General features: G+C 52.2%; 13 protein-coding genes. 5 read left to right on the forward strand and 8 right to left on the reverse strand.

Annotated elements, in window-relative coordinates:
- Positions 1-924: 924 nt before the first annotated feature.
- Both AC6I7T_RS01200 and AC6I7T_RS01205 read right to left on the reverse strand, forming a co-directional pair.
- Positions 925-2253 carry an NHL domain-containing protein gene (locus AC6I7T_RS01200; RefSeq protein ID WP_497787943.1) on the reverse strand — a complete coding sequence of 443 codons (1329 nt, stop codon included), beginning with the start codon at positions 2251-2253 and terminating at the stop codon, positions 925-927.
- A 172-nt stretch (positions 2254-2425) separates the two neighbouring features.
- On the reverse strand, positions 2426-2728 hold the full coding sequence (locus AC6I7T_RS01205; RefSeq protein ID WP_497787945.1) for a helix-turn-helix domain-containing protein: 303 nt from the start codon (positions 2726-2728) through the stop codon (positions 2426-2428).
- Between the two features lie 1546 nt (positions 2729-4274).
- On the opposite strand from AC6I7T_RS01205, the gene AC6I7T_RS01210 reads away from it, so the two are divergent.
- Complete coding sequence (locus AC6I7T_RS01210) at positions 4275-4403, forward strand: hypothetical protein (RefSeq protein WP_497787946.1); 129 nt, start codon at positions 4275-4277, stop codon at positions 4401-4403.
- 399 nt (positions 4404-4802) lie between these two features.
- Positions 4803-6644 carry a flavin monoamine oxidase family protein gene (locus AC6I7T_RS01215; protein ID WP_497787948.1) on the forward strand — a complete coding sequence of 614 codons (1842 nt, stop codon included), beginning with the start codon at positions 4803-4805 and terminating at the stop codon, positions 6642-6644.
- Between the two features lie 472 nt (positions 6645-7116).
- Here AC6I7T_RS01215 and AC6I7T_RS01220 read toward each other — a convergent pair whose 3' ends face one another.
- From AC6I7T_RS01220 to AC6I7T_RS01230, 3 genes are all read right to left on the reverse strand, one after another.
- Positions 7117-7494 carry a VOC family protein gene (locus tag AC6I7T_RS01220; RefSeq protein WP_497787950.1) on the reverse strand — a complete coding sequence of 126 codons (378 nt, stop codon included), beginning with the start codon at positions 7492-7494 and terminating at the stop codon, positions 7117-7119.
- Positions 7495-7504: 10 nt separating this feature from the next.
- The gene (locus AC6I7T_RS01225) at positions 7505-8113 is read right to left on the reverse strand and encodes an FMN-dependent NADH-azoreductase (protein ID WP_497787952.1); all 609 of its coding nucleotides are present in this window, start codon (positions 8111-8113) and stop codon (positions 7505-7507) included.
- Between the two features lie 97 nt (positions 8114-8210).
- Positions 8211-8384 carry a ferritin-like domain-containing protein gene (locus AC6I7T_RS01230; RefSeq protein ID WP_497787954.1) on the reverse strand — a complete coding sequence of 58 codons (174 nt, stop codon included), beginning with the start codon at positions 8382-8384 and terminating at the stop codon, positions 8211-8213.
- 76 nt (positions 8385-8460) lie between these two features.
- Here AC6I7T_RS01230 and AC6I7T_RS01235 point away from each other — a divergent pair, with 76 nt between their 5' ends.
- Together AC6I7T_RS01235 and AC6I7T_RS01240 are read left to right on the forward strand one after the other, a co-directional pair.
- The gene (locus tag AC6I7T_RS01235) at positions 8461-8760 is read left to right on the forward strand and encodes a hypothetical protein (RefSeq protein WP_497787956.1); all 300 of its coding nucleotides are present in this window, start codon (positions 8461-8463) and stop codon (positions 8758-8760) included.
- Positions 8761-8793: 33 nt separating this feature from the next.
- Positions 8794-9720 carry a helix-turn-helix domain-containing protein gene (locus AC6I7T_RS01240; RefSeq protein WP_497787958.1) on the forward strand — a complete coding sequence of 309 codons (927 nt, stop codon included), beginning with the start codon at positions 8794-8796 and terminating at the stop codon, positions 9718-9720.
- Positions 9721-9944: 224 nt separating this feature from the next.
- Here the strand turns inward: AC6I7T_RS01240 and AC6I7T_RS01245 are convergent, their stop codons facing one another.
- The 3 genes from AC6I7T_RS01245 to AC6I7T_RS01255 form a co-directional block, all read right to left on the reverse strand.
- A complete protein-coding gene (locus AC6I7T_RS01245) occupies positions 9945-12032 on the reverse strand; it encodes a heparinase II/III domain-containing protein (protein ID WP_497787959.1) in 2088 nt (695 codons plus the stop codon).
- A gap of 85 nt (positions 12033-12117) precedes the next feature.
- Positions 12118-13254, reverse strand: coding sequence for a glycoside hydrolase family 88/105 protein (locus tag AC6I7T_RS01250; RefSeq protein ID WP_497787961.1), 1137 nt, complete (start codon positions 13252-13254; stop codon positions 12118-12120).
- Between the two features lie 85 nt (positions 13255-13339).
- Positions 13340-17149, reverse strand: a complete 3810-nt coding sequence (locus AC6I7T_RS01255) for a TonB-dependent receptor (protein WP_497787963.1) — start codon at positions 17147-17149, stop codon at positions 13340-13342.
- Between the two features lie 333 nt (positions 17150-17482).
- Between AC6I7T_RS01255 and AC6I7T_RS01260 the strand changes: the two genes are divergently transcribed.
- On the forward strand, positions 17483-18805 hold the full coding sequence (locus AC6I7T_RS01260; RefSeq protein WP_497787965.1) for a winged helix-turn-helix domain-containing protein: 1323 nt from the start codon (positions 17483-17485) through the stop codon (positions 18803-18805).
- Positions 18806-18813: the final 8 nt, after the last annotated feature.

Consider the following 18813-nt stretch of genomic DNA (forward strand, 5'->3'; position numbering starts at 1 on the left):
AACTGGCTGAAGGGAAGCGGTTTTCGCTGGTCTCAAGTAGATCTTCAACCCAGCAAATTGCGGGAAATGCTTCAGCGGTCTGAGGGGTATTACGTTATAGCCCCGCTTTCGGGATGCCCACCCTTCGCGCTTTCGCGAAGGGTGGGGTGACCGGTCATCTGTGCCACAGGTGTCATTTGTGTCTTTGGACTTATTGGGATCATTGATTTTCTGTTAATTCCACAGGAGCAAATCAAGCACTTAGAAGATAGTTTCTATCGCCATGATATGGCTTTATTGCTGCCAAATGAAACTTTCAGTATGGACTTACCTCCGCACCGTTCGACTAAATCCTCGTCCGGCGGCGAGAGTAACATCCCGTCTGTCTCTCCGAAAACGGGCTTGCGAATCCGGAGTGACAGGAACATACTTGGCGACCGACAGCAGAAGCGGTTTTTTCGGGGAACGCAATGATAGCGTGTCTTCCCTTAGGCCCGGGCATCAACCTGCGAATGAACGCCTTCGCCTTTCCGGGGGTCTTTCTTGAACTTGCCAGCTACTTCAGAGATACGTATCACAAGCGGAGTTACTCCAAAACCTGGGCGATTTGTACCGATGCCGAGAAGAAATAGACCGAGTTCGAGTACCGATATCTATGCCTCTGCTACCCCACCCATCGCAAAAAACGCGAAGGATGGGGCACCCGGTCACCCGAATCGAAGTCAATAGCGTTCTAAGCACTTCGACATCAACTCTGAGGCATGGTAGTGGCAAGGATTCTACCCCTGAAATTGGAAAGCCAAGCATTAGTTTATGCATTCCTTTTCGGATTGTCTGTAGACCTAAGTCACTATGCTATTCGGGCATTTTTTTCACAAAATGCCCTCCCTCGGTTCTCACAAGTTCAAACCATATCCGAAAACGCCGTAGCATTGCCGACTTTTATTAATGTCCCACAACTCTTATGCGGAAATTCGCGGAATCTGCGATATAAATATTGCCGCTCATATCAAGTGCTAATCCCTGTGGGCGATTGAGTTCTGCGCTTGTCGCTAGACCACCATCTCCGGAATAGGATCCAACTCCTCCATTGCCGGCGACAGTATTGATAATACCCATTGTGTTCACCATCCTTATGCGATTACTAAATTGGTCTGCTATGTAGATGTTGCCGTACACGTCGATGGCAACGTCAGTAGGTCGATCAAGTCCGGCGCTTGTCGCCACGCCACCGTCTCCGCCATACCCCTCAGCCCCATCGCCGGCGACAGTGCTGATAGTACCCGACGTATCCACTTTCTTTATACAGCTACCTTCGGTATCTGCTATATAGATGTTGCCATACGCATCGACTGCTATCCCTCTTGGCAGATTGAGTTCCACGCTTGTCGCAGCACCACCGTTCCCGGAACACCCAAAGGAGATATTTCCATTGCCGGCAACGGTGCTGATAATACCCGTTGAAGATGAAACCTCCCTGACACGGTTATTACCAGTATCTGCTATAAAGAGGTCCCCGCTCGCATCAACGGCTACTCCCGTTGGCAAATGGAGTTCGGCACTTGTCGCAGCACCACCGTCCCCGGAGTAGCCGCTATCTCCATTGCCAGCAACGGTGCTGATAACACCTGTTGCAGCCGAGACCTTTCGGATGCGGTTATTGCCAGTATCTGCTATAAAGAGGTTTCCGCTCACGTCGACTACGACCCTATTAGGGGAAAAAAGATTCGCGCTGGTAGCCAAGCCTCCGTCTCCGGAATAGCCGGCATTTCCATTCCCCGCTACGGTGCTAATATCACCCGTTGAAGCAGAGACCTTTCGGATACGGGACTTGTCTGCTATATAAACGTTGCCTCCAGAATCGACTGTTACACTAAGCGGCCCCGATAAGCGCGCATTGATCGCCGGACCGCCATCTCCCCCTTTACCGGATCCGGCGATAGTGTTGATGATACCCGCGTCCGGAATCACGATCTGAGCGCGGCAGTACCCAACGAAGAACAGTAGAACCAGCAGGGTTGCAATTGCTATGGTGTTATATGGCCTTGGGAGGAATGTTTTGCCCCGCTCCCCCCTGGCGACTGTAGTTGCGCAAACATTGAGCATCCCAACTCTCTTACTATCAGTCATTGTCATTTTTGCATTCCCTTCAGCCCCGCGACGGGCATCCTGGTGAAGTGCATAGAACGATGCACAGTGATACTTCAAGCGGCTTGCTCTTCCGCTCAGGTACTCAACGATCCAGACGGGCCATTGCCGGATCCAGCGGTACATGACAGGGCTCGCGATCTGAGATTTGAGACAGAAACCTTTATGTAAACCGTAACCATTCCCGCAGGAACGCGAAACACCTCAATGCATCCGACAGGCGAGATAGTAGGTCAGGCAAGAAGACACCACAACCACAACCTATTAACTTTTGTGGTAAAAGAATTGACCCAATTACTTACTCCATGCGGCCCAATGCAGTTGGAGTACGCCCCGAAGCTCTGCGGACAAAACGATGAAAGGCTTGAGGCGAACCGAAGCCGACATCAAATGCAACCTCTTTGATTGACTTTCCCCTCCGCAAGAGTCCAGCCGAACGGGCTAAAAGAACCTCCCGCTGCAGTTCACGAAAACTCTTTCCCGTAAAAGACCTTACCAGTCTCTCTACCACATGCCGTTCAACCCCGGTTTCGCGTGCAACATCATTCAAGCTGGAGCGGCGATGCTTCATCGCTTGCAGCAAGCGAGAGAACAGCTGCATTGACTTTTCTTTTTTTTGACAGGAGGATACTTCGTCTCGATTTATGTGCACACGAAAGGACTCCCACTCGTCATCCCGTTCACATGCAACTGGCAATTCCGAATCGCTCGCTGCAGTGTTCTGCCCGATGCGCGCCCACCTTTTCTTGACTGCCTCTTTTCCCACAGTCCCTTTCCGAGTCATAAGCAAGCATATCGCTACCCCACCGTGCCGCAGAACTTCCGAAGCTATCGCCGTTATGCATCGCAGGTTCACTTCGTCGGTAGATCGCGAGGGTTCGGAATCTGGCAACGGATATAACCCAAGGTCGTCATTTTCTAATGGTGTCACTCGATATCCAAAACTCTCAAATCTCGCGCTAAGCTCGCGAGCAATAGCAGTTTCGTCAAAATCCGAAAGGCCTGAAAAAAAGACGACAAGGCTCCCTCGTTTTTCAGCCATATCAGGCGGACGGAATTGAGGCATTCGATTAGGTAGCGAGAGGGATTTTGTCAGAGTTGGAGACTGGGATAAATCTGTTATGTATCCTGAAGTCAGAACATTCTTTACATTCTTTTCCATTGTCTGCGGCTAACCTGCCTTTCTATCAAGGATTACTTCAAAGAGACGGACACGCGCGAGCCAAGGCCAACCCTAGAGCCTGTTAATAACAGGCTCTAGGGGCCAACGAGTATCTGTCACACTCTCGCCTGTCACCCGAATGTAAGTCCCTGAATAACTTTCATTACCCCTCCAAGGAGAAACAATTCGGAGCGTCCGAGCGCAGTAGTATTGGAAATTTAGAGACCAGCAGAGCCGTCGCCAAACGATGCCGTCCCAGAAAGTTACTATCATATGGCACAGATCATTTGTCCATCGTGTAAGGAACCCAAGGATATTGCTGCCAGGCGATATTTTTGCAGAGCTTCCCTAGCACTACAAAGAATTCGGGAGCAACGATTTGCTCTCGGCAATCTCACATGCAAGTCGTCTCTTATGTTCCGATATTTCTTTCTCTAGCGTAGCTCAGGAATAAAATATACAGTTATAAGTTATTATTTATAGACGACATATTAGCAATTTACAGATCGTATAATTGCAATCTAGTGGTTGGAGTTTATCTTTAAATCAAAATCCATGTCAAGATATGACGGGGTTGAACCAAGCCCAGGTGGCACGACTGGTAGAGCACTATCGGAAGTGCGGACGCGTAAAGGTCAAGTTCGGTAAATGGCACCGATTTGCGCAACGGACACATTGCGGAATAGCGAAACTGCTGACCCGAGTGGATCATGGGCATGAGGGCTTAATTGGCTCGGAAACACGACGGATTCTCGAACAGGAATGGGAAGTTTACGGCGAGGCAGAATTCCAGCATTTCCCCCTCCTTCCCACGACCCGGACGACAGGGCATCTTTTTCTAAAATTCTTTCTCAAATGAGTCGCTCCACTATCAGATTTCTCCTCTTTGCTTCAGACCCATCCGTGGATTCGAAAAGATTGAAAATACTCCAAAATCGTTAAGGGAATCTCAAAGACTCTTGGATCCAAGGTTGTAGCAGGTAAGGTGAAACGAGAGAAGATCATGTATGCAGCAGATAGCGTTGCTCCATCAAACAAAATTCCATCGCTACAAGAGGAAGACACGGCGGAAGCAGTTTCCGGACGAGGTGGACTCTATGGTGTCAGGGAGTGAGCTTCTGAGTCTGGTTGAGCCGTACCAAATCGAAGAGAGAGTAGGTGCCATATGAATCGGCAGTGATGCGCCGCCTTCCCTGGAATCAATCTGAGCTGTGCACTAAACGCTGTATTTTAGTTGATTATGTTAAAAACTCCGCTCCAATACTTACTTAATCACGCAGTGTTTTTCAGAGATCCCTTATTAGAATCTGACAATTGAGTGAAGGAGGGGGTAGTACCGAAGGACTACGTTGTTTATTCTGGCAATTGAAATTCCGTGGTATTCCACCAGCTTTATCCCAGTTAGTGGTTTCAAAAACTGAAATACATAGTTCTAACTTGCTGATCAAAACTACTTGACGCTGAGAAATACATAACATATTCTGCAATTCCACATCTGAGTGTAGGAGCCCACATGTCCGAGAGTCGTCGTGAGTATCTCGCCCACCATCGATCAGCGCGTGCCTGGGCTGCGCTTGATCGGGCCACCAACGAACGAATGAAGGTCGCTTACGACCCACGCATGATCACACGAGGCAGTCTTGCCGGAAAGAAAATCGTGATCGTCGGCGCCGGAATCGGTGGGCTAACCACCGCATATGAGTTACTTGCCAGTAACAGCGGAGCGCAGGTAACTATTCTTGAAGCGAGCAACCGCATTGGCGGGCGCTGTTTAACCCTGCGCACTGGCGATATCCTCAGAGAAGATAAAAATAGCGATCTCTGGAATAGTCCCTCTGGCCTTCCACAAGAGGTTCAATTCGAGGAGCTAGTTGGAGATGAACGACCTTATCTCAACGCCGGTCCTGGACGTATCCCGTCGAGCCATAAGTTCCTACTCGACTACCTGCGAAAGTTCAAAGTTCCTCTTGAGATTTATGTTATGGCCAGTGAATCGAATCTTTCGCAGATGAATGGTGGACCTAACGGAGTTAGCCCCATAGCCAATCGCCAACTCACTCACAACACTCGCGGCTGGATCGCTCAAATGGTGCACCAAAATGCAGGACAACTGCTCGGAGATTCCTCGATTAATCCGAGTCGTGTCGAACAATTACGCTCGTTGATGGTAACCTTCGGAGATTTGACTGCGGACGGACGCTATGTCGTTGGCACCAGTGATCCCGGACAAGATGAAAACGAGGACGCTTCCGATCGCGCGGGCTTCACCATACTACCCGGAGTCGGTCCTGGCAAGATCGCCGAGGCGATTGACCTTGATCGGCTGCTCGCTTCAGAGTACTGGGAGAAGACACGTTTCTATCAACCTCTCGATTTCGTGTGGCAGCCAACCTTATTCCAACCAATTGGGGGCATGGACAAGGTCGCGGAAGCTTTTGCTACCCGCGTTGTTGAACTCGGAGGAGAGGTGCGTTTAAATGAGCAAGTAATAGCCATCAACTATTTACAGGACACAGGACAGTTTCGGGTTGCCACTTTTCAAGGGCCGTATGATGCCGATTACTGCTTCTGCAATCTTGCGATTCCCTTTTTGCAACGAATTCTCGATCAACGTCTGCAGGCTTCCGGCGAAGCCGGTGGTTTCTCGGATGAATTCAAGCAAGCGCTCCATGCCGTCTATGCAGCACAGGCCAACGCAGAAGAGACAAACCGGTTCCTGGCATGTACTACTAAGGTCGGCTGGCAAGCCGACCGAAGCCTATGGCAAGGAGAGCCGCTCGGCACTCACCTTGATGCGGAAGGCTCATTGGTGAGGCGATTCGACGACTCTGAGCTTGGAGTTGTGCCCATCTTCGGCGGGATCTCTTGGACCGATAACCCAATCACGCAGATCTGGTATCCCTCCAATGGCTATCACAGCAGAAAAGGGGTGTTGACTGGCGCCTACAACTTTTCAGAAGATGCCGCTCGATATGGCCGCATGAGCGTCGAGGAACGTCTGCGCGAAGCAAGGGCCGGTGCAGAGCTATTTGGCGCAAAGTTTGCCGAAGGTCTCGAACACGGGATCACAGTCGCATGGCAGAATATGCCTTTCATCAAGGGTGGTTGGGCCCAATGGAACGACGTCGAAGAAAGCGTTCGACATTACAATCACATCATTCAGGGCACAGGAGTTGACGACGCGAGTAATCCAACTTTCTTCATTATTGGCGATCAGGTTTCGTCTTTGCCCGGCTGGCAGGAAGGGGCGGTTGTCTCGGCGTTGAATGCTCTCCACCGCGTGGCGCGTCCTGACCTGATGCTGCCATTCCTGAGTGTATTGCCGGACACGAGGCTCATGGTCGAAGGGTTGTAGCCTATGGGCAAAAGTGTCTCAACACGAACAATCGAAGACTTATTGTCTTAAGAGGGAGTAGCTTCCGTCTCTCCCCCAATGGCCGGAGGCAGATGACCGCCTCCGGATCTCACAGGGAGTACCGAAGCCAAACCCCTATTCTGTTGCAACTGTCGCAACGAGTGCCACCATTTCTGGAGAGGAGTATGCCGCCGTAATGCACATGCCCAGATTGCTCAGGAACTACATTGGAAATCTGACTCGCAGCAACAGAAATCTTGCACAGTGGATTGGGTCGGAACACGAACGCTGTCTGTAATCTGTTGAAGCATTTCTCTCGTGGACAAAACCATCTTGACCTACAACCAAATCACTCGGCTGTGATTATCCAGTAAATCAGAGAGGACTTTCTCCACACTCGATTGAATTCATGTGTGCTGGGATGGATAGCAAAGAACGATCTTTGCTATCTCCGGCTCATCAGCTGTTGAGACTAACTCTTATGAACCACTTCGAACGAATATCCGTCCGGGTCCAAAACATCGGCGGCATAATAGCCGGAGTAGTATTCAAGCCGTGCCCGTGGCGAGATATTGTCCTTCGCGCCAGCAGCTATCGCCGCATTGTAAAACTCGTCAACCTGCCGGTTGCTCTCAGCCTTGAATCCCCAGTGGATCGAACCTGGATCGGGTGTGCCTTGCTTCAGCCAAAAGCATGCCCGCTCGCCATCGCCGAATCCCCAGAGATCGGGATGGCCATTCTCGCCCTTGTAAGGCATGAAAAAGCGTATGTTCAGAGGCTTCAGCGCGGCATCGTAGAACTTGAGCGAGTGCTCCACGTTGCTTACCGTCAAGATGATGTGGTCCAGCATGGTTTCTCCTCTAGAGTGCAAGTGAGTCGATTGATTTCTCGCCATTCGGCACTGCGTGCTCCGACAAGTCCGGAATGTTGATGCCCTCAGCACGCACCGTCTGCACGTCCGTGATGCCGATAAAACCGAGAATGAGGCGTAGGTAGGGCTCTTCTGTATCCCATGCTTTCCATGGCCCTTCCGTAAAGACTCCACCGGAAGCCAGGACCAGAATGGCTTTCTTCTCCTTTGCCAGTCCCTCAACACCTGCGGCCAGATACTTGAACGTCTTTCCCGGCCGAACGATGTGGTCGATCCATGCTTTGAGCGAAGAAGGTAGTCCGAAGTTCCACAAGGGCGTCGCAATGACAAGCATCTCTGCCGACAGCAGCTCCTCCGTGAGTTCATCCGACAGACGAAGTGCGTCTCTCAGGGACTCTGCTTCTACCTTGTCTCTGGTGAAGATCCCCTTCACGGTGTCATGATTCAGGTGTGGGAGCGGGTGTGCCGACAAGTCGCGCTCGAGCACGGTGGCTTCCGGGTAGAGCAAGCTCAGTCGCTCTCGTAACTTTGCCGTGACTTTACGGCTGGCTGACTCTGTTCCTCGCGGACTCGCCTCGACAATCAGAATTCGTTGCATTTCAAATTCCTTCTATGGGTAAAATCGTGGAGTTTTGCTATGGCCTGGTGCAGCGGAAGATGAAGTTCAAGTTCTTTGCTCTTGAACGCGACGGCGATCAGTCTCTGCCGTTCACGATCTCGTAGAGAAACCAGGTACGGCGTTCCGCTTCGTCAATCCAGACTTCGAGCAGACTTGCCGTGGCAACATCTTTGAAGTCGTCGCAAACATCGTGTGCTCCGCGCATGAGCTTCGTAAGACAGAGACTGTCGGCAGCAAGCTCTTCGAACATGGCCCTTGGAGCTACAGAGGGGGCTCATCGTTGTCAAGCAATCGTTGATGCTGGACGATATCGCTGATTGAACACAATGTTGTGCGTCAGAACTCAGCGGCCAGCCGTGGGAGAAAGTGACCACGCGGGGCCTGTACCCCACTTTGTAGCAAATCTCCACGCCATCTGGCGTAACGTATGTGCCCTTCTTCATGTCTTCCTCCTGAGTTCGCTCGTCGTTGAAGGTGTTTTGGCCTACTGCATTAAGCTCGACGTCATGGTCCCGACAGATCAGAAGGTAAGTGACTGGATACTTACGGGTCTTGGACATTCCGGGCAGGCGTGGAAGATCCCGGTCACTTCCATGGCGTTGTCGTGTCATGAAGGTGCCATATAATCCAGACAAGTGACGTCTCCCGAGGAGAGAGAGATGACCGTCCAAGACAATGAGACCCGAGAGCCGTTCGCTATTCCCGGATTCGTGAGCGAGAATCGCCCCGAATTTGAAAACGTGCGCTCTGTTTCACGCCGCTCGAAACAGCCGTTGTTTTTCGCGAGGTATCGGCACGATAAGCCGAACTTTGGCTTGCTTGAACCGACCCCGCTCGCAGATCAGGTCATGATATCGGTGGAGATGCGGCCCTTTCGGCCAATCAACGTGTTCTGCGACGGTCGGCACAAAAGAAAACCTGCATCGGAGCCAGGAGCGTTAGCCCTGTACGACTTGCGCATGTCATGGTGTGCAGATATCCGGGATCCCTTCGACAGCCTGCATGTCTTTTTGCCGCTGAGCAGCTTTCGCGATTTTGCAGCGGAGCGCGCGAATAGCTTTCAGGAACTTCGGTATGACATTCAGGAAGCCCGCTACGACACCGTGATGTTACATCTGATGCAGGCAATGTTGCCTACGCTGGAGCGGCCGCGCGAGGTCAGCACCTTGTACCTTGACTCCATGTTTCTGGCCGTGCGGGATCACATAGCTGAAACTTACGGCGGATTCACGAAAGGCGTCTCACACCGCAGGCTTGGCCTGACAGCTCGCCAACTCCGCCATGCACTGGAATATATTGAGGCACATCTAAGTGAAGATGTGAGCCTCGCCAACATAGCCGAAGCCTCCGGAACCTCCGAGAGTTCCTTGACGCGCGGTTTCAAGACCGCGCTTGGTGTATCACCTCATCGGTGGGTGCTGAACCGTAGAATTGCACTCGCACAGAGGCTCCTCTACGAGAATCCTACTCCGCTGAACGAAGTAGCTATCGCTTGTGGATTCGCGGATCAAAGCCACCTGACGCGAGTCTTCATGCGGAGTGTCGGGAGTTCTCCAGCTGCTTGGCGGCGGATCGCTCAGCGATAGCTTAGACAGACTGGCTGTCCGTGCAGCAATAGAAGAAATCGAAACTTTTTATAGCCGCCGGATAATCTGGAAGATCCCCAGATCTGTAGCTGAGAGACCTCCAGTTACCATTCCTCCGGCATGATTTGTTTTGTTGGCTTGGGCCTCAAGGGAACGCGATGGCAAGCAGGCCGAGCAAAGGAGAGCTATCAATCCTAGATTTGATCGGCAAAATCGTACTAAATTCATCGCGTTGGTTCCTTGCTTTCAACCACCTTCCGTCGATAACTCACCTTCGCTCCCAACTCAATCGAATCCTCCCATTTCGCCGTCTTGATCCGAATCATGCCATTGTCATTCGTGAAGCTCACGATGTCTGGACCCGGACCCGGTTCCAGTAGGGTTACAAATTTCGCACTTTCACCATGCCGCCTGACGATCAAGTACGGAACCCTCACACGCAGATCCGGCCCCGGCCCAAGCCCGGTAAACGCCTTCGTCTCGTTGCCGTCTGCCAGTACCCACAAATTCATCGTCCGACCGCTGTCCATGGTGAACACAGAATGCAGCCCATGAGTAGCATCGGAGCTCTGGTTCTGGATCAGGTTGTCGTATCCGTTGCTTCTCGGAAATCCACCGTACGGGGCGAAACTCCCATCGGCGTGCTGCTTGCCGAAGTTGTGATAGTTCCAGTCAAAATCGTGCTCTTTGCCATTGGTTGAGTGCGCCGTAGTGATCTCCAGGATATAGTCCGAAGTAAGAACCGAGGTCCTCTGCAGAGCTACATTGTCATAAACCGGCCCCGCATCAGCAGTTACTGCCGTGAACTCCGGCTCTGCCTGCCAATGGATGAGCTTGCCAGTAGCCGGCTTCTGCACCGCCTCGTCTACGCTCACAGTGTTATGAGCTACGGTCATCTTGTCCCAGCTTCCATGAATGGGAATGCCATAGAAATGAGTTCCCGGATCGACACTCATCACGCCACCCTTCGCGTAGATCACCTCATTCAATTTGTCGAAGTGTCCATGAGTACCGCCGTGCGGTCCGAACTTTATCACTTCGGTCAGATCGCCTTGGGGTGCACGCAACGTGGCATACCCAGCCTCGGGAAACACTGCGCTTGCAGGTTTGGGCAACTTAGTGCCGTTGATCGAGGATACGCCGAAAAGGAACGCATAGCGGTTATCCCGATTCACGTGTTCATCGATGGCTGCAAAAGCGGGATTACCAAGTGCCGCGTAGGCTGGCTCGTACAGATAAGCCTCCTCAAATAGATTCAGCTCAGACGTATCATTGAATGCCGGCAGCATGCCGTTGGGAAACATCACTCCTAACGGAGAAGCTAGCAATGCACCCAAGTTCGGTTCTTGCTGCCACAGATTGATCCCCGCCTTGCTGCACATCATGGCCATGAATTCGAGCGGTCTCAAAGCATAAAATTGATAGCCCCATGAACCTTCGACCCAGAAGCCGTCATTGACGAAGGTCTGCATCTGCTCGTGCAGTCCCCTTGGTCCTTTGATGGCCTTGTCTACCAGTGTCTTATCCCCTAGCGTAAAGCCCACTGCCGTTTCCGCACCCAGAATCCAAGTTTGGATGTTATCGGTTATTCCCATGTTGGCCCGCGTTACGGTCATGGCTGACGCATAGAGCAAATCACGTTCGATGTGAGCACGCTCCGCAGACGTAAAAACATCCGTATCGCGCAGCAAGTCATACGTCCATGCCAGGTCGATAAGCCAGATTGACTCATCCAGTGTCTGCGAATACACACGCGCCCCGGACTGCGACTCTTTGCCGTGATTGTCATGCATCGGATAGCTCAGATATTTATCTGCATACGCTTTCAGAACCGCCGCGCCTTTCTCTGCATACGCGTGCTCGCCAGTTAGCCTGTATGCAAGCGCCTCCGTCAACGCGGCTTTCTCCAGAAAGTCTGCCCGCATCTGATAGACCGCCTGATCGTAGGGATAACCTTTGAAGACCTTCCCGGTATCTGGGCAGACGTGTTGATCCGGAGGATGAAATTGCAAGGTCGATCCCGTGTCGGGACAGGCATAGTAGTGCAGCCATTGGCCACCCTCCGGCGGCAGTTCCATGGAGGTGAGTCCGAACCGCTTCTCATAAGACTCCGGAAACGCATTTGCTTCATCGAGGATTGCCTGTCGCTGCTTTGCCGCCCAGGGTTGCTGATGGGCCAGCTCATTGAGCCGGGCAAAGTCCTGCAACGTCAGTAAAACATGTGGCGGATCTTGTGCGATGGCTATGAGCGGCAGAGCAAGAATCAATGCAGCGGAAGCCATGAGCAGAAAATGGCGAAGTCTGCATTTCATGGGGCAAGAAATCCTTTCTATGACTTTCTGGGAACAGTAACATTCTTGTTGAGGTCCAACTGTACTTACTAACCTGCCATAGCGGCTACACCTGCCGCAGCAGCGCGACGGCACTCCAAAGCAGCGGAGCTTGACCGTGGAGGTCACCCGTGCGACGTTTGCGCAGGAGATAATATTCGTAGTCATTCAGTTTGTTCGTACCCTCGCACACGCTGGTGATGTCAGAGTTCTGGTCCACGTAACCAGCAAGTCCAATCCATGCCTGGCGCGCAGCCGACTCATACGGTATCTTGTCCAACCAGCCTTTGCGCACTCCGGTAATAAGTGCCGAGGCAAACATCCCAGTGCTCGAAGTTTCCGGCCAGGTCTCGTTACGGTCGATGAGCTGACGCCACATGCCGTCGGTTCCTTGGTAACGCAGCAATGAGGACATCATCGTGCGATAGCCCTTCATAATGCGTTCACGCTGAGGATGATCTGCAGGCAGTTCGCGCAACATCTCACTCATGCCCACTGCGAACCATCCGTTGCCGCGGCCCCAGAAGAACGGCACATCCGGCGCATGATAAAAAAGGCCGTTCGGCTGCTGCAGCTTGTCGAGATACGCAGCCATCTCCACAGCGCCCCGATCAAGGTACTTCCTGTCTCCCGTCGCCCGATATGCCTGCAACTGCACGAAGGTGATCATGAACATGTCATCGACCCAGAAGCGCGTCTCGCCCGTAAGTCCTTGTGCATTAGGCTTGGCCCATTGTGCATCGGCATAGCTTAGGCCGAGCTCGAGATATCGCTTATCCTTCGTAAGGATGTAAATCTCCAGCGGGAGTCCCCCGAACATCGAGGAGTCAACATGCTCGCCCTTGGGTGGCTGCAAGGCGCTCTCCGTGGTGAAGAGTGGCTCAAACCGAGCAACGAGCTTGGCTTGAAGCTCCTGGTCCTCCGTCACTCGAGCCAATTCCAGAGCACCGTACCACGTGCAGACTTCGGGATAAATAATCCTTGGGGTGCGCGGGTGCGGCGTATTTAAAAAGTGCTGGCTTACGTCCTTACCTAGCTTCTCCGGGGCGTAGCCTTTAGGCCATGACGCAAGAGCGGTGTTATGATTCACCGGATTTCCGGCAGTCTGGGCCATCATTAGAGTAGGGATCATTGAGCCGGCTATCAATGCCGGTCCTGACAACAAAAGTCCTTGGCCGAACCGCCTCCGGGTTAAGTTCTTCATCGAGCGCACTCCTTCTATCTATCTGGGAAGTGGCCGCCTCCAATGCTATTGCAGGCGGCCATCATTGTGGATGGTGGTAATTTGATTAGAAATTCAGCCGCATGGAGAACTGCAATTGACGCGGCGTGTTGTGGGACGATGTGAAGTACTGTATGCCGTTGCTGCTCGGAGCATTATTTCCTTGAACGTTGAACGCATTGAACGCGTCTACGTTCACGCGCAGCGACACACTATCCTTAATCGGAAACACCTTGAAGATCGAGATGTCTGTGTTCCAGAACCATGGGGTCGGCAGGAACGTGTGGGTGAACGGATTCATCGATGGACCCGGCGAGTAAGTCGTATACACCGTGCTTCCGTTGGCCAATTTAACCGGAACAGTATTGTCCAGGTAGTGAGCATTTCCTGCCTTGAAGGTCCCGTTCGTACAGGTGTAGCTGCCGGGGTCCATGTTAATCGGGGTTTGATATGGCTGATAGTCCGATGGAACTCCCGAGATCGTCTTCACTCCAGTACAGGGATTGTTGAGCAATACCGGCGAGATAAACCCGTTGTACCAAAGGTAACCAGGGAGACATACGCCGCTACTGCAATCCGTTACCTTGTATTTGTGCTTGTAGACATGAATTTTGCCCATGGAGCCTGTTCCCTGTGGATTAGCACCTCCCCAGTTACTGCTCGTTACTCCCATCCAGTTCAGCCAGGCAGTTCCATTGAAGGCAACCTGGTAGCCGCCGATGATCTCGTCGAGAAGACGGTTGGCATTTCCCGCAAACTTCTTTCCGCGCCCCACAGGAAGATCGACAACGCCGTTCCACGCGATTGATTGCGGCCCAAGAGCTGAATCAATTCCATAATTCTGGAAACGGTTGAGCGCATGCAAACTACCATTACCCGGCACAGTCCCTGGCAAATAATCTTCGGCAGGATACAAAGTGCTATCGCGGTTTGCATTACCGCCGACCCGCATACCCTTTCTGAACACATAGGACAATTGGTATCCGTAGCCGTTCTTAAACAGTCGCTGGTAGTTCACCTGAAGTGCGTTATAGGTTGCCCACCCGGAGGGATTAATGCTGACCAACGTTCCATAGGTTTTGTTGTCATATGGGTTCAGTGCCACCGACGAATATGTTCCGTTCGGAGGCGTCGTGCCGGTCTTCATCTCCCAAACATAAGAAGACATGGCGTTGTTAAACGAATATTCCTGATCGAGATTGTTTGAATAGTTATATACATAGCTCAACCGCAGTACAGAATTGGGCTTCAGCGGCTGTTCGATGGTACCGTTGACCTGCCACATCATGTTTGGCGGAGTGTTGGGATTCGGCACAACTTCCTTGACCCCGGGCAGAATCGCATTGATCGACGACGTGTCGATTATATTTGCGCTGTTCTGGCCCGCAATCACGGATTGCTTCGAGCGCAACTGATAGTTGTTCAAGCCATCAGGCGACTGAGCTCCCGAAGTGTAATTCTGACTGTATCCTTGTGAGTATGGAGCATTACCAGACCCGGGAAAGTAGATATCCCGTATCGGCATCGCAAACGAATAACGACCGACTCCAGCGCGTATCACCGTACCACGCCCCCCACCCAAGAGCGAGTAGGCAAACCCGGCCCGCGGCTCGAAGATAGCGTAATTGCCGTGGATAATACGATCCGGCATGCCCGCCTGACGGGGCGTCTCAAACACCACTCCCAGATTCTGCAGGTTGGTAATGATGCTCTGGGTTGTTCTCTTCTCCGCGATCAGTTTCCCGATCGGCGTACCCAGCACCACAGCTTTGTTCTTCACATCGAAGCCGTTGATCAGGTTGTTCATCTCTATTGGCGCAGGTAGTCCTTCCCAGCGCAGTCCTGCATTGATCGTTAGCTTCTTGTTGACGTGGATATCGTCTTGGAAATAGGCGGCAAATTGCTGCGCCCTCCAGTGTTCATATCCTGGCTGGAGATGGACGCTATAGGAACTCGCCGATCCCAGAAACAGGTCGGCATCCGCCAATCCGGTATTAGCCGTCTTACCGAGGCTTGCCCCTGTGGTCGGATCGTAAAGACCTGTCGCCTGACCTCCCAAAGATACGGTGTCAGGGCTGCGATCAGGCAAGGTGCTTACCTGCGTATAGCCGTAACGTCCTCCAAAGAAAAACTGATGCCGCCCGAGCGTTTTGGTCAGATCTTCATTAATGCTGGAGATGACCTCTCCTCCGCCCCAATTAGACTGTGTCGCCGAGAGGGAATAAATTGAACCGCTTACTTGCGGCATACTGAGCGCACCGAAGTTGTTCGGCAGTCCCAGCTGGCTCTCGAAGTTTGTCATCCCACCAACCGGCGGCATGTTGTACCACTCGGTCTCCCAGGTTCCGCCCAGAATTGTCTGCGAAACAAACGTAGGAGAAAAGACATGCGTAAAACCAAGAGCCGCGGTATATTCAGGTTCTTTCGTACCAGTCAGGTTGCTGACACCAGCTGGCAAGCCCCCACCGGCAACGGTGGCTGGAAGCTTATTCGCCTCGTAGTAATTCACTCTGTTGTACTGCACGCTTGAAAAGCGAAGATATGCGGTGCTGTTGGGATTGAATGTGTGATCCAGACGGAAGGTGATGGTCGGTGTAGTAATGTTATCCATAGCTGGATACGCAATATTGCTCTGCACCAGCGGATTTGCGTTGTTCGTCGGCATGGGCGCAATTGCGTTCATCACCTTCGCAAAGGGACTCTTGCGGCTGGGGTCGATCTTATTATTTGCAAATGGCTTCCGCTTCCAGGTGACTGGATCGGTCGTATTGGGATCATAAAGCGTCTGCAGAATGCCATTCCCGTTGACCACCCCGCTGAAGTCGCCATCTCGCATTGCCTGTGTAGGTACTTTCCCCAGCGAATAGTTTCCCGAACGTAGCGAATACCGCTCATAAGCAAAGAAGAAGAAAGATCTATCTTTCCCTCTATAGAGCTTAGGAAGAATAATCGGGCCACCTACAGAAGCGCCGAATTCGTTCCTAACATAATGCGGCTGCACGAAATTGGATGGGTTTGCACGCGATCGCGCAACACCGATGGCATTGTTGACGGCCGTTTCGAATAAAGAGCCATGGAATTCATTGGTACCCGACTTGGTCGTTACAACTGCAGTGGTCGGTGAGGAATACTGGGCGTTTGCAGCGCTGGTTAAGACCTTTACTTCCTGCATCGAATCCAGATCCGGCTGAGCAACGAGTGCGCCACCAAAGTTGAGGTCTACATTCGTCGAGCCGTCCTGCACAATTGTCGTCGCTTGCCACTGGGCTCCATTGAGCCTCGGTCTACCTCCATTGGAGAACGCATCAGGGGTCGCCATCGAGAACAAATTCGTCAGACTGCGGCCATTCTCCGGGATCTGACTGATGCGAGTGGCATCCAGATCCGAGCTGACAGTGCCGCTATCGTAGGTCGCTAACTGATTTATTTCCGTTTGAACCTCGACCTTTTCCGAAGTAGCCCCTACATCAAGTGATGGACTGAGCACGAGCGTCTGCGCCGCCTGCAGCGCGATGTGTTGCTCGCTTTCCTTAAAACCCTGCGCAGAGAAGGTCACGGCATAATTTCCTGCGAATAGGCCTTGCACCGAATAGAAGCCTACATCGTTGGTAACCGTGTTGTGCGACACTCCCGTCTCCGGATTAACCACACGGACCGCCGCATTCCGCAATGCGGCACCCGTGGAATCGGTGACCGTGCCCTGAATTGCGCCTGCGCCGCTCTGTGCCCGAACCGTAGCACAGAAGATGATCGAGATCAGCAGCAGAACAAATGCACATAAATATTTGTATGTTTTAAGAATTGAAGGAGGAGGAAAAGCATTATTTCGCAATCCCCCGCCTGATATTGACGATTGAGTCGACAAGGCCTCACCCATTCTCACCGTCTCCTTTCAAAGTCAAACTATTGCCTTATTTGCTAAAAGCTTGTCGTCTCCCAGCTCCTGTGGCCTCATCCGGCTCTCACGAAGACTCTGGTGATCCGAAGCTATGTCGACGTTCTCGAAATCCTTCCCTACTGCCAAGGGTTTAGCGCAAAATAACGTGCTAATAACATTGTTAAACTTTTTAAAATGAGCGGCTTATATACTTCAGAAAACACGGATGCAAGCAGACTTGTCAGCGCTGAATTCCCTGATGTAGGATCTTTGTTTCCGCGTATAAACCAACTTGCAAGAAACAAAGCGGCGTCTCGCGGGTGGAGATAATTGATGGAGACAGCCACGGTCCAGGAAGATGATGCAGCGCCACGAGTCCAGAGCACGGAACTTTCATCGGATCCTCGTTGGCAGTTGGTCGAGCGGATCGCAGAGAGCGAGCCCTTTCAGAAGTCCTCTCGTCTGCCGAAGTTGCTCCTGTATCTGGCGCACCACACCATTACAGGTGACCGGCACAAACTGACCGAGCAGGCAATTGGTAATGCGGTGCTTGGAAAAAGCGAGCATTACAATCCGGCCGCGGATAGCTCAGTACGCGTCTACGTTCGCCAACTCCGTCTGCGCCTACATGAGTACTATCAGTCCGCCGGTGCGAGTGAGACGTTAATCGTATCTGTACCCAAGGGTGGTTACACGCTGGATTTCAGTCCTTCCAGGATGATCGAGCCGCCGGGGCAACAGTTACCCATTGCGCCTCCAATCGAAAAGGGACCTCCGAACACGACAACGCATCCGACGTTTCTGCTCGGGATTTCGACCGCTGTGCTTTTAGTTATCGCTGTGATTTGTGCCATTGGATGGTACCGAGCGGCACACCCTCGGCCAGCAGTGGCACCATGGCCATTGAGTTCCGTGTTGCATAAAGGGAATGCTACGACTCTGGTATTGGCAGACGCCGGCTTCGCGCTCAGAATGCTCGGAGAAAAAGAAGTTCCGCTCGATAGTTATATAGCCCGCAACTATCTCCCGCCCCTGCTGCCTAAGCATATGAGTGAAGAAGAGGCGAGCGTTTTCCACTATTTCGATTCATCCCGAATCACCTCAGAAGCGGATGCACAGGCTGCCGCTGTGCTTTCGTACCTCTCGGCACCCTATGCAGAGAACCTTCAAATTCGATCTGCAAAAGATGTGAATGCCGAAGACTTGAACCACGGTGATTTTATTTTCATTGGATCTAAGACATCGAATCCCTGGGTAGAACTTCTCGATGCTCGAATGAACTTCCAGGTCGTTGAGAATGGGCCGCACGGATCGAGGTACATCGCCAATCGCCATCCTCAGGCCGGGGAACAATCGGTCTACTCTAGTGCTTCCATGGGAACTCTGGCTTCCGGTGACGACTTCGCTGTCATTGCGCTGCTTCCAGCGAGCACCGGAAAAGGAAGCATGCTTCTGCTGGAAGGGGTTCGGATGGAAGGAACCAAAGCGGCGATCGCTCTTCTACAAAACTCTGCGGCAAGAGCAAAACTGCAGCAAACATTGGCCTCCATCAACGGAGGTCATCCCCCACAGTATTTCGAAGCACTTTTGCACGCGCAATCCGTCGCTGGAGCCACGATCACCGTGGATATCATCGCAACAAGGGCATTCAGATAGCTGTCTGC

The sequence above is a fragment of the Humiphilus diazotrophicus genome (genome assembly GCF_059726315.1).

Bases quoted from the DNA above. Each gene is read 5' to 3' on its own strand.
- AC6I7T_RS01200 (WP_497787943.1), bottom strand. From the start codon at position 2,253: ATGTACCGCTGGATCCGGCAATGGCCCGTCTGGATCGTTGAGTACCTG.
- AC6I7T_RS01205 (WP_497787945.1), bottom strand. From the start codon at position 2,728: ATGCAGCTGTTCTCTCGCTTGCTGCAAGCGATGAAGCATCGCCGCTCC.
- AC6I7T_RS01215 (WP_497787948.1), top strand. From the start codon at position 4,803: ATGTCCGAGAGTCGTCGTGAGTATCTCGCCCACCATCGATCAGCGCGT.
- AC6I7T_RS01220 (WP_497787950.1), bottom strand. From the start codon at position 7,494: ATGCTGGACCACATCATCTTGACGGTAAGCAACGTGGAGCACTCGCTC.
- AC6I7T_RS01225 (WP_497787952.1), bottom strand. From the start codon at position 8,113: ATGCAACGAATTCTGATTGTCGAGGCGAGTCCGCGAGGAACAGAGTCA.
- AC6I7T_RS01230 (WP_497787954.1), bottom strand. From the start codon at position 8,384: ATGTTCGAAGAGCTTGCTGCCGACAGTCTCTGTCTTACGAAGCTCATG.
- AC6I7T_RS01235 (WP_497787956.1), top strand. From the start codon at position 8,461: ATGTTGTGCGTCAGAACTCAGCGGCCAGCCGTGGGAGAAAGTGACCAC.
- AC6I7T_RS01240 (WP_497787958.1), top strand. From the start codon at position 8,794: ATGACCGTCCAAGACAATGAGACCCGAGAGCCGTTCGCTATTCCCGGA.
- AC6I7T_RS01245 (WP_497787959.1), bottom strand. From the start codon at position 12,032: ATGAAATGCAGACTTCGCCATTTTCTGCTCATGGCTTCCGCTGCATTG.
- AC6I7T_RS01250 (WP_497787961.1), bottom strand. From the start codon at position 13,254: ATGAAGAACTTAACCCGGAGGCGGTTCGGCCAAGGACTTTTGTTGTCA.
- AC6I7T_RS01255 (WP_497787963.1), bottom strand. From the start codon at position 17,149: ATGGGTGAGGCCTTGTCGACTCAATCGTCAATATCAGGCGGGGGATTG.
- AC6I7T_RS01260 (WP_497787965.1), top strand. From the start codon at position 17,483: ATGGAGACAGCCACGGTCCAGGAAGATGATGCAGCGCCACGAGTCCAG.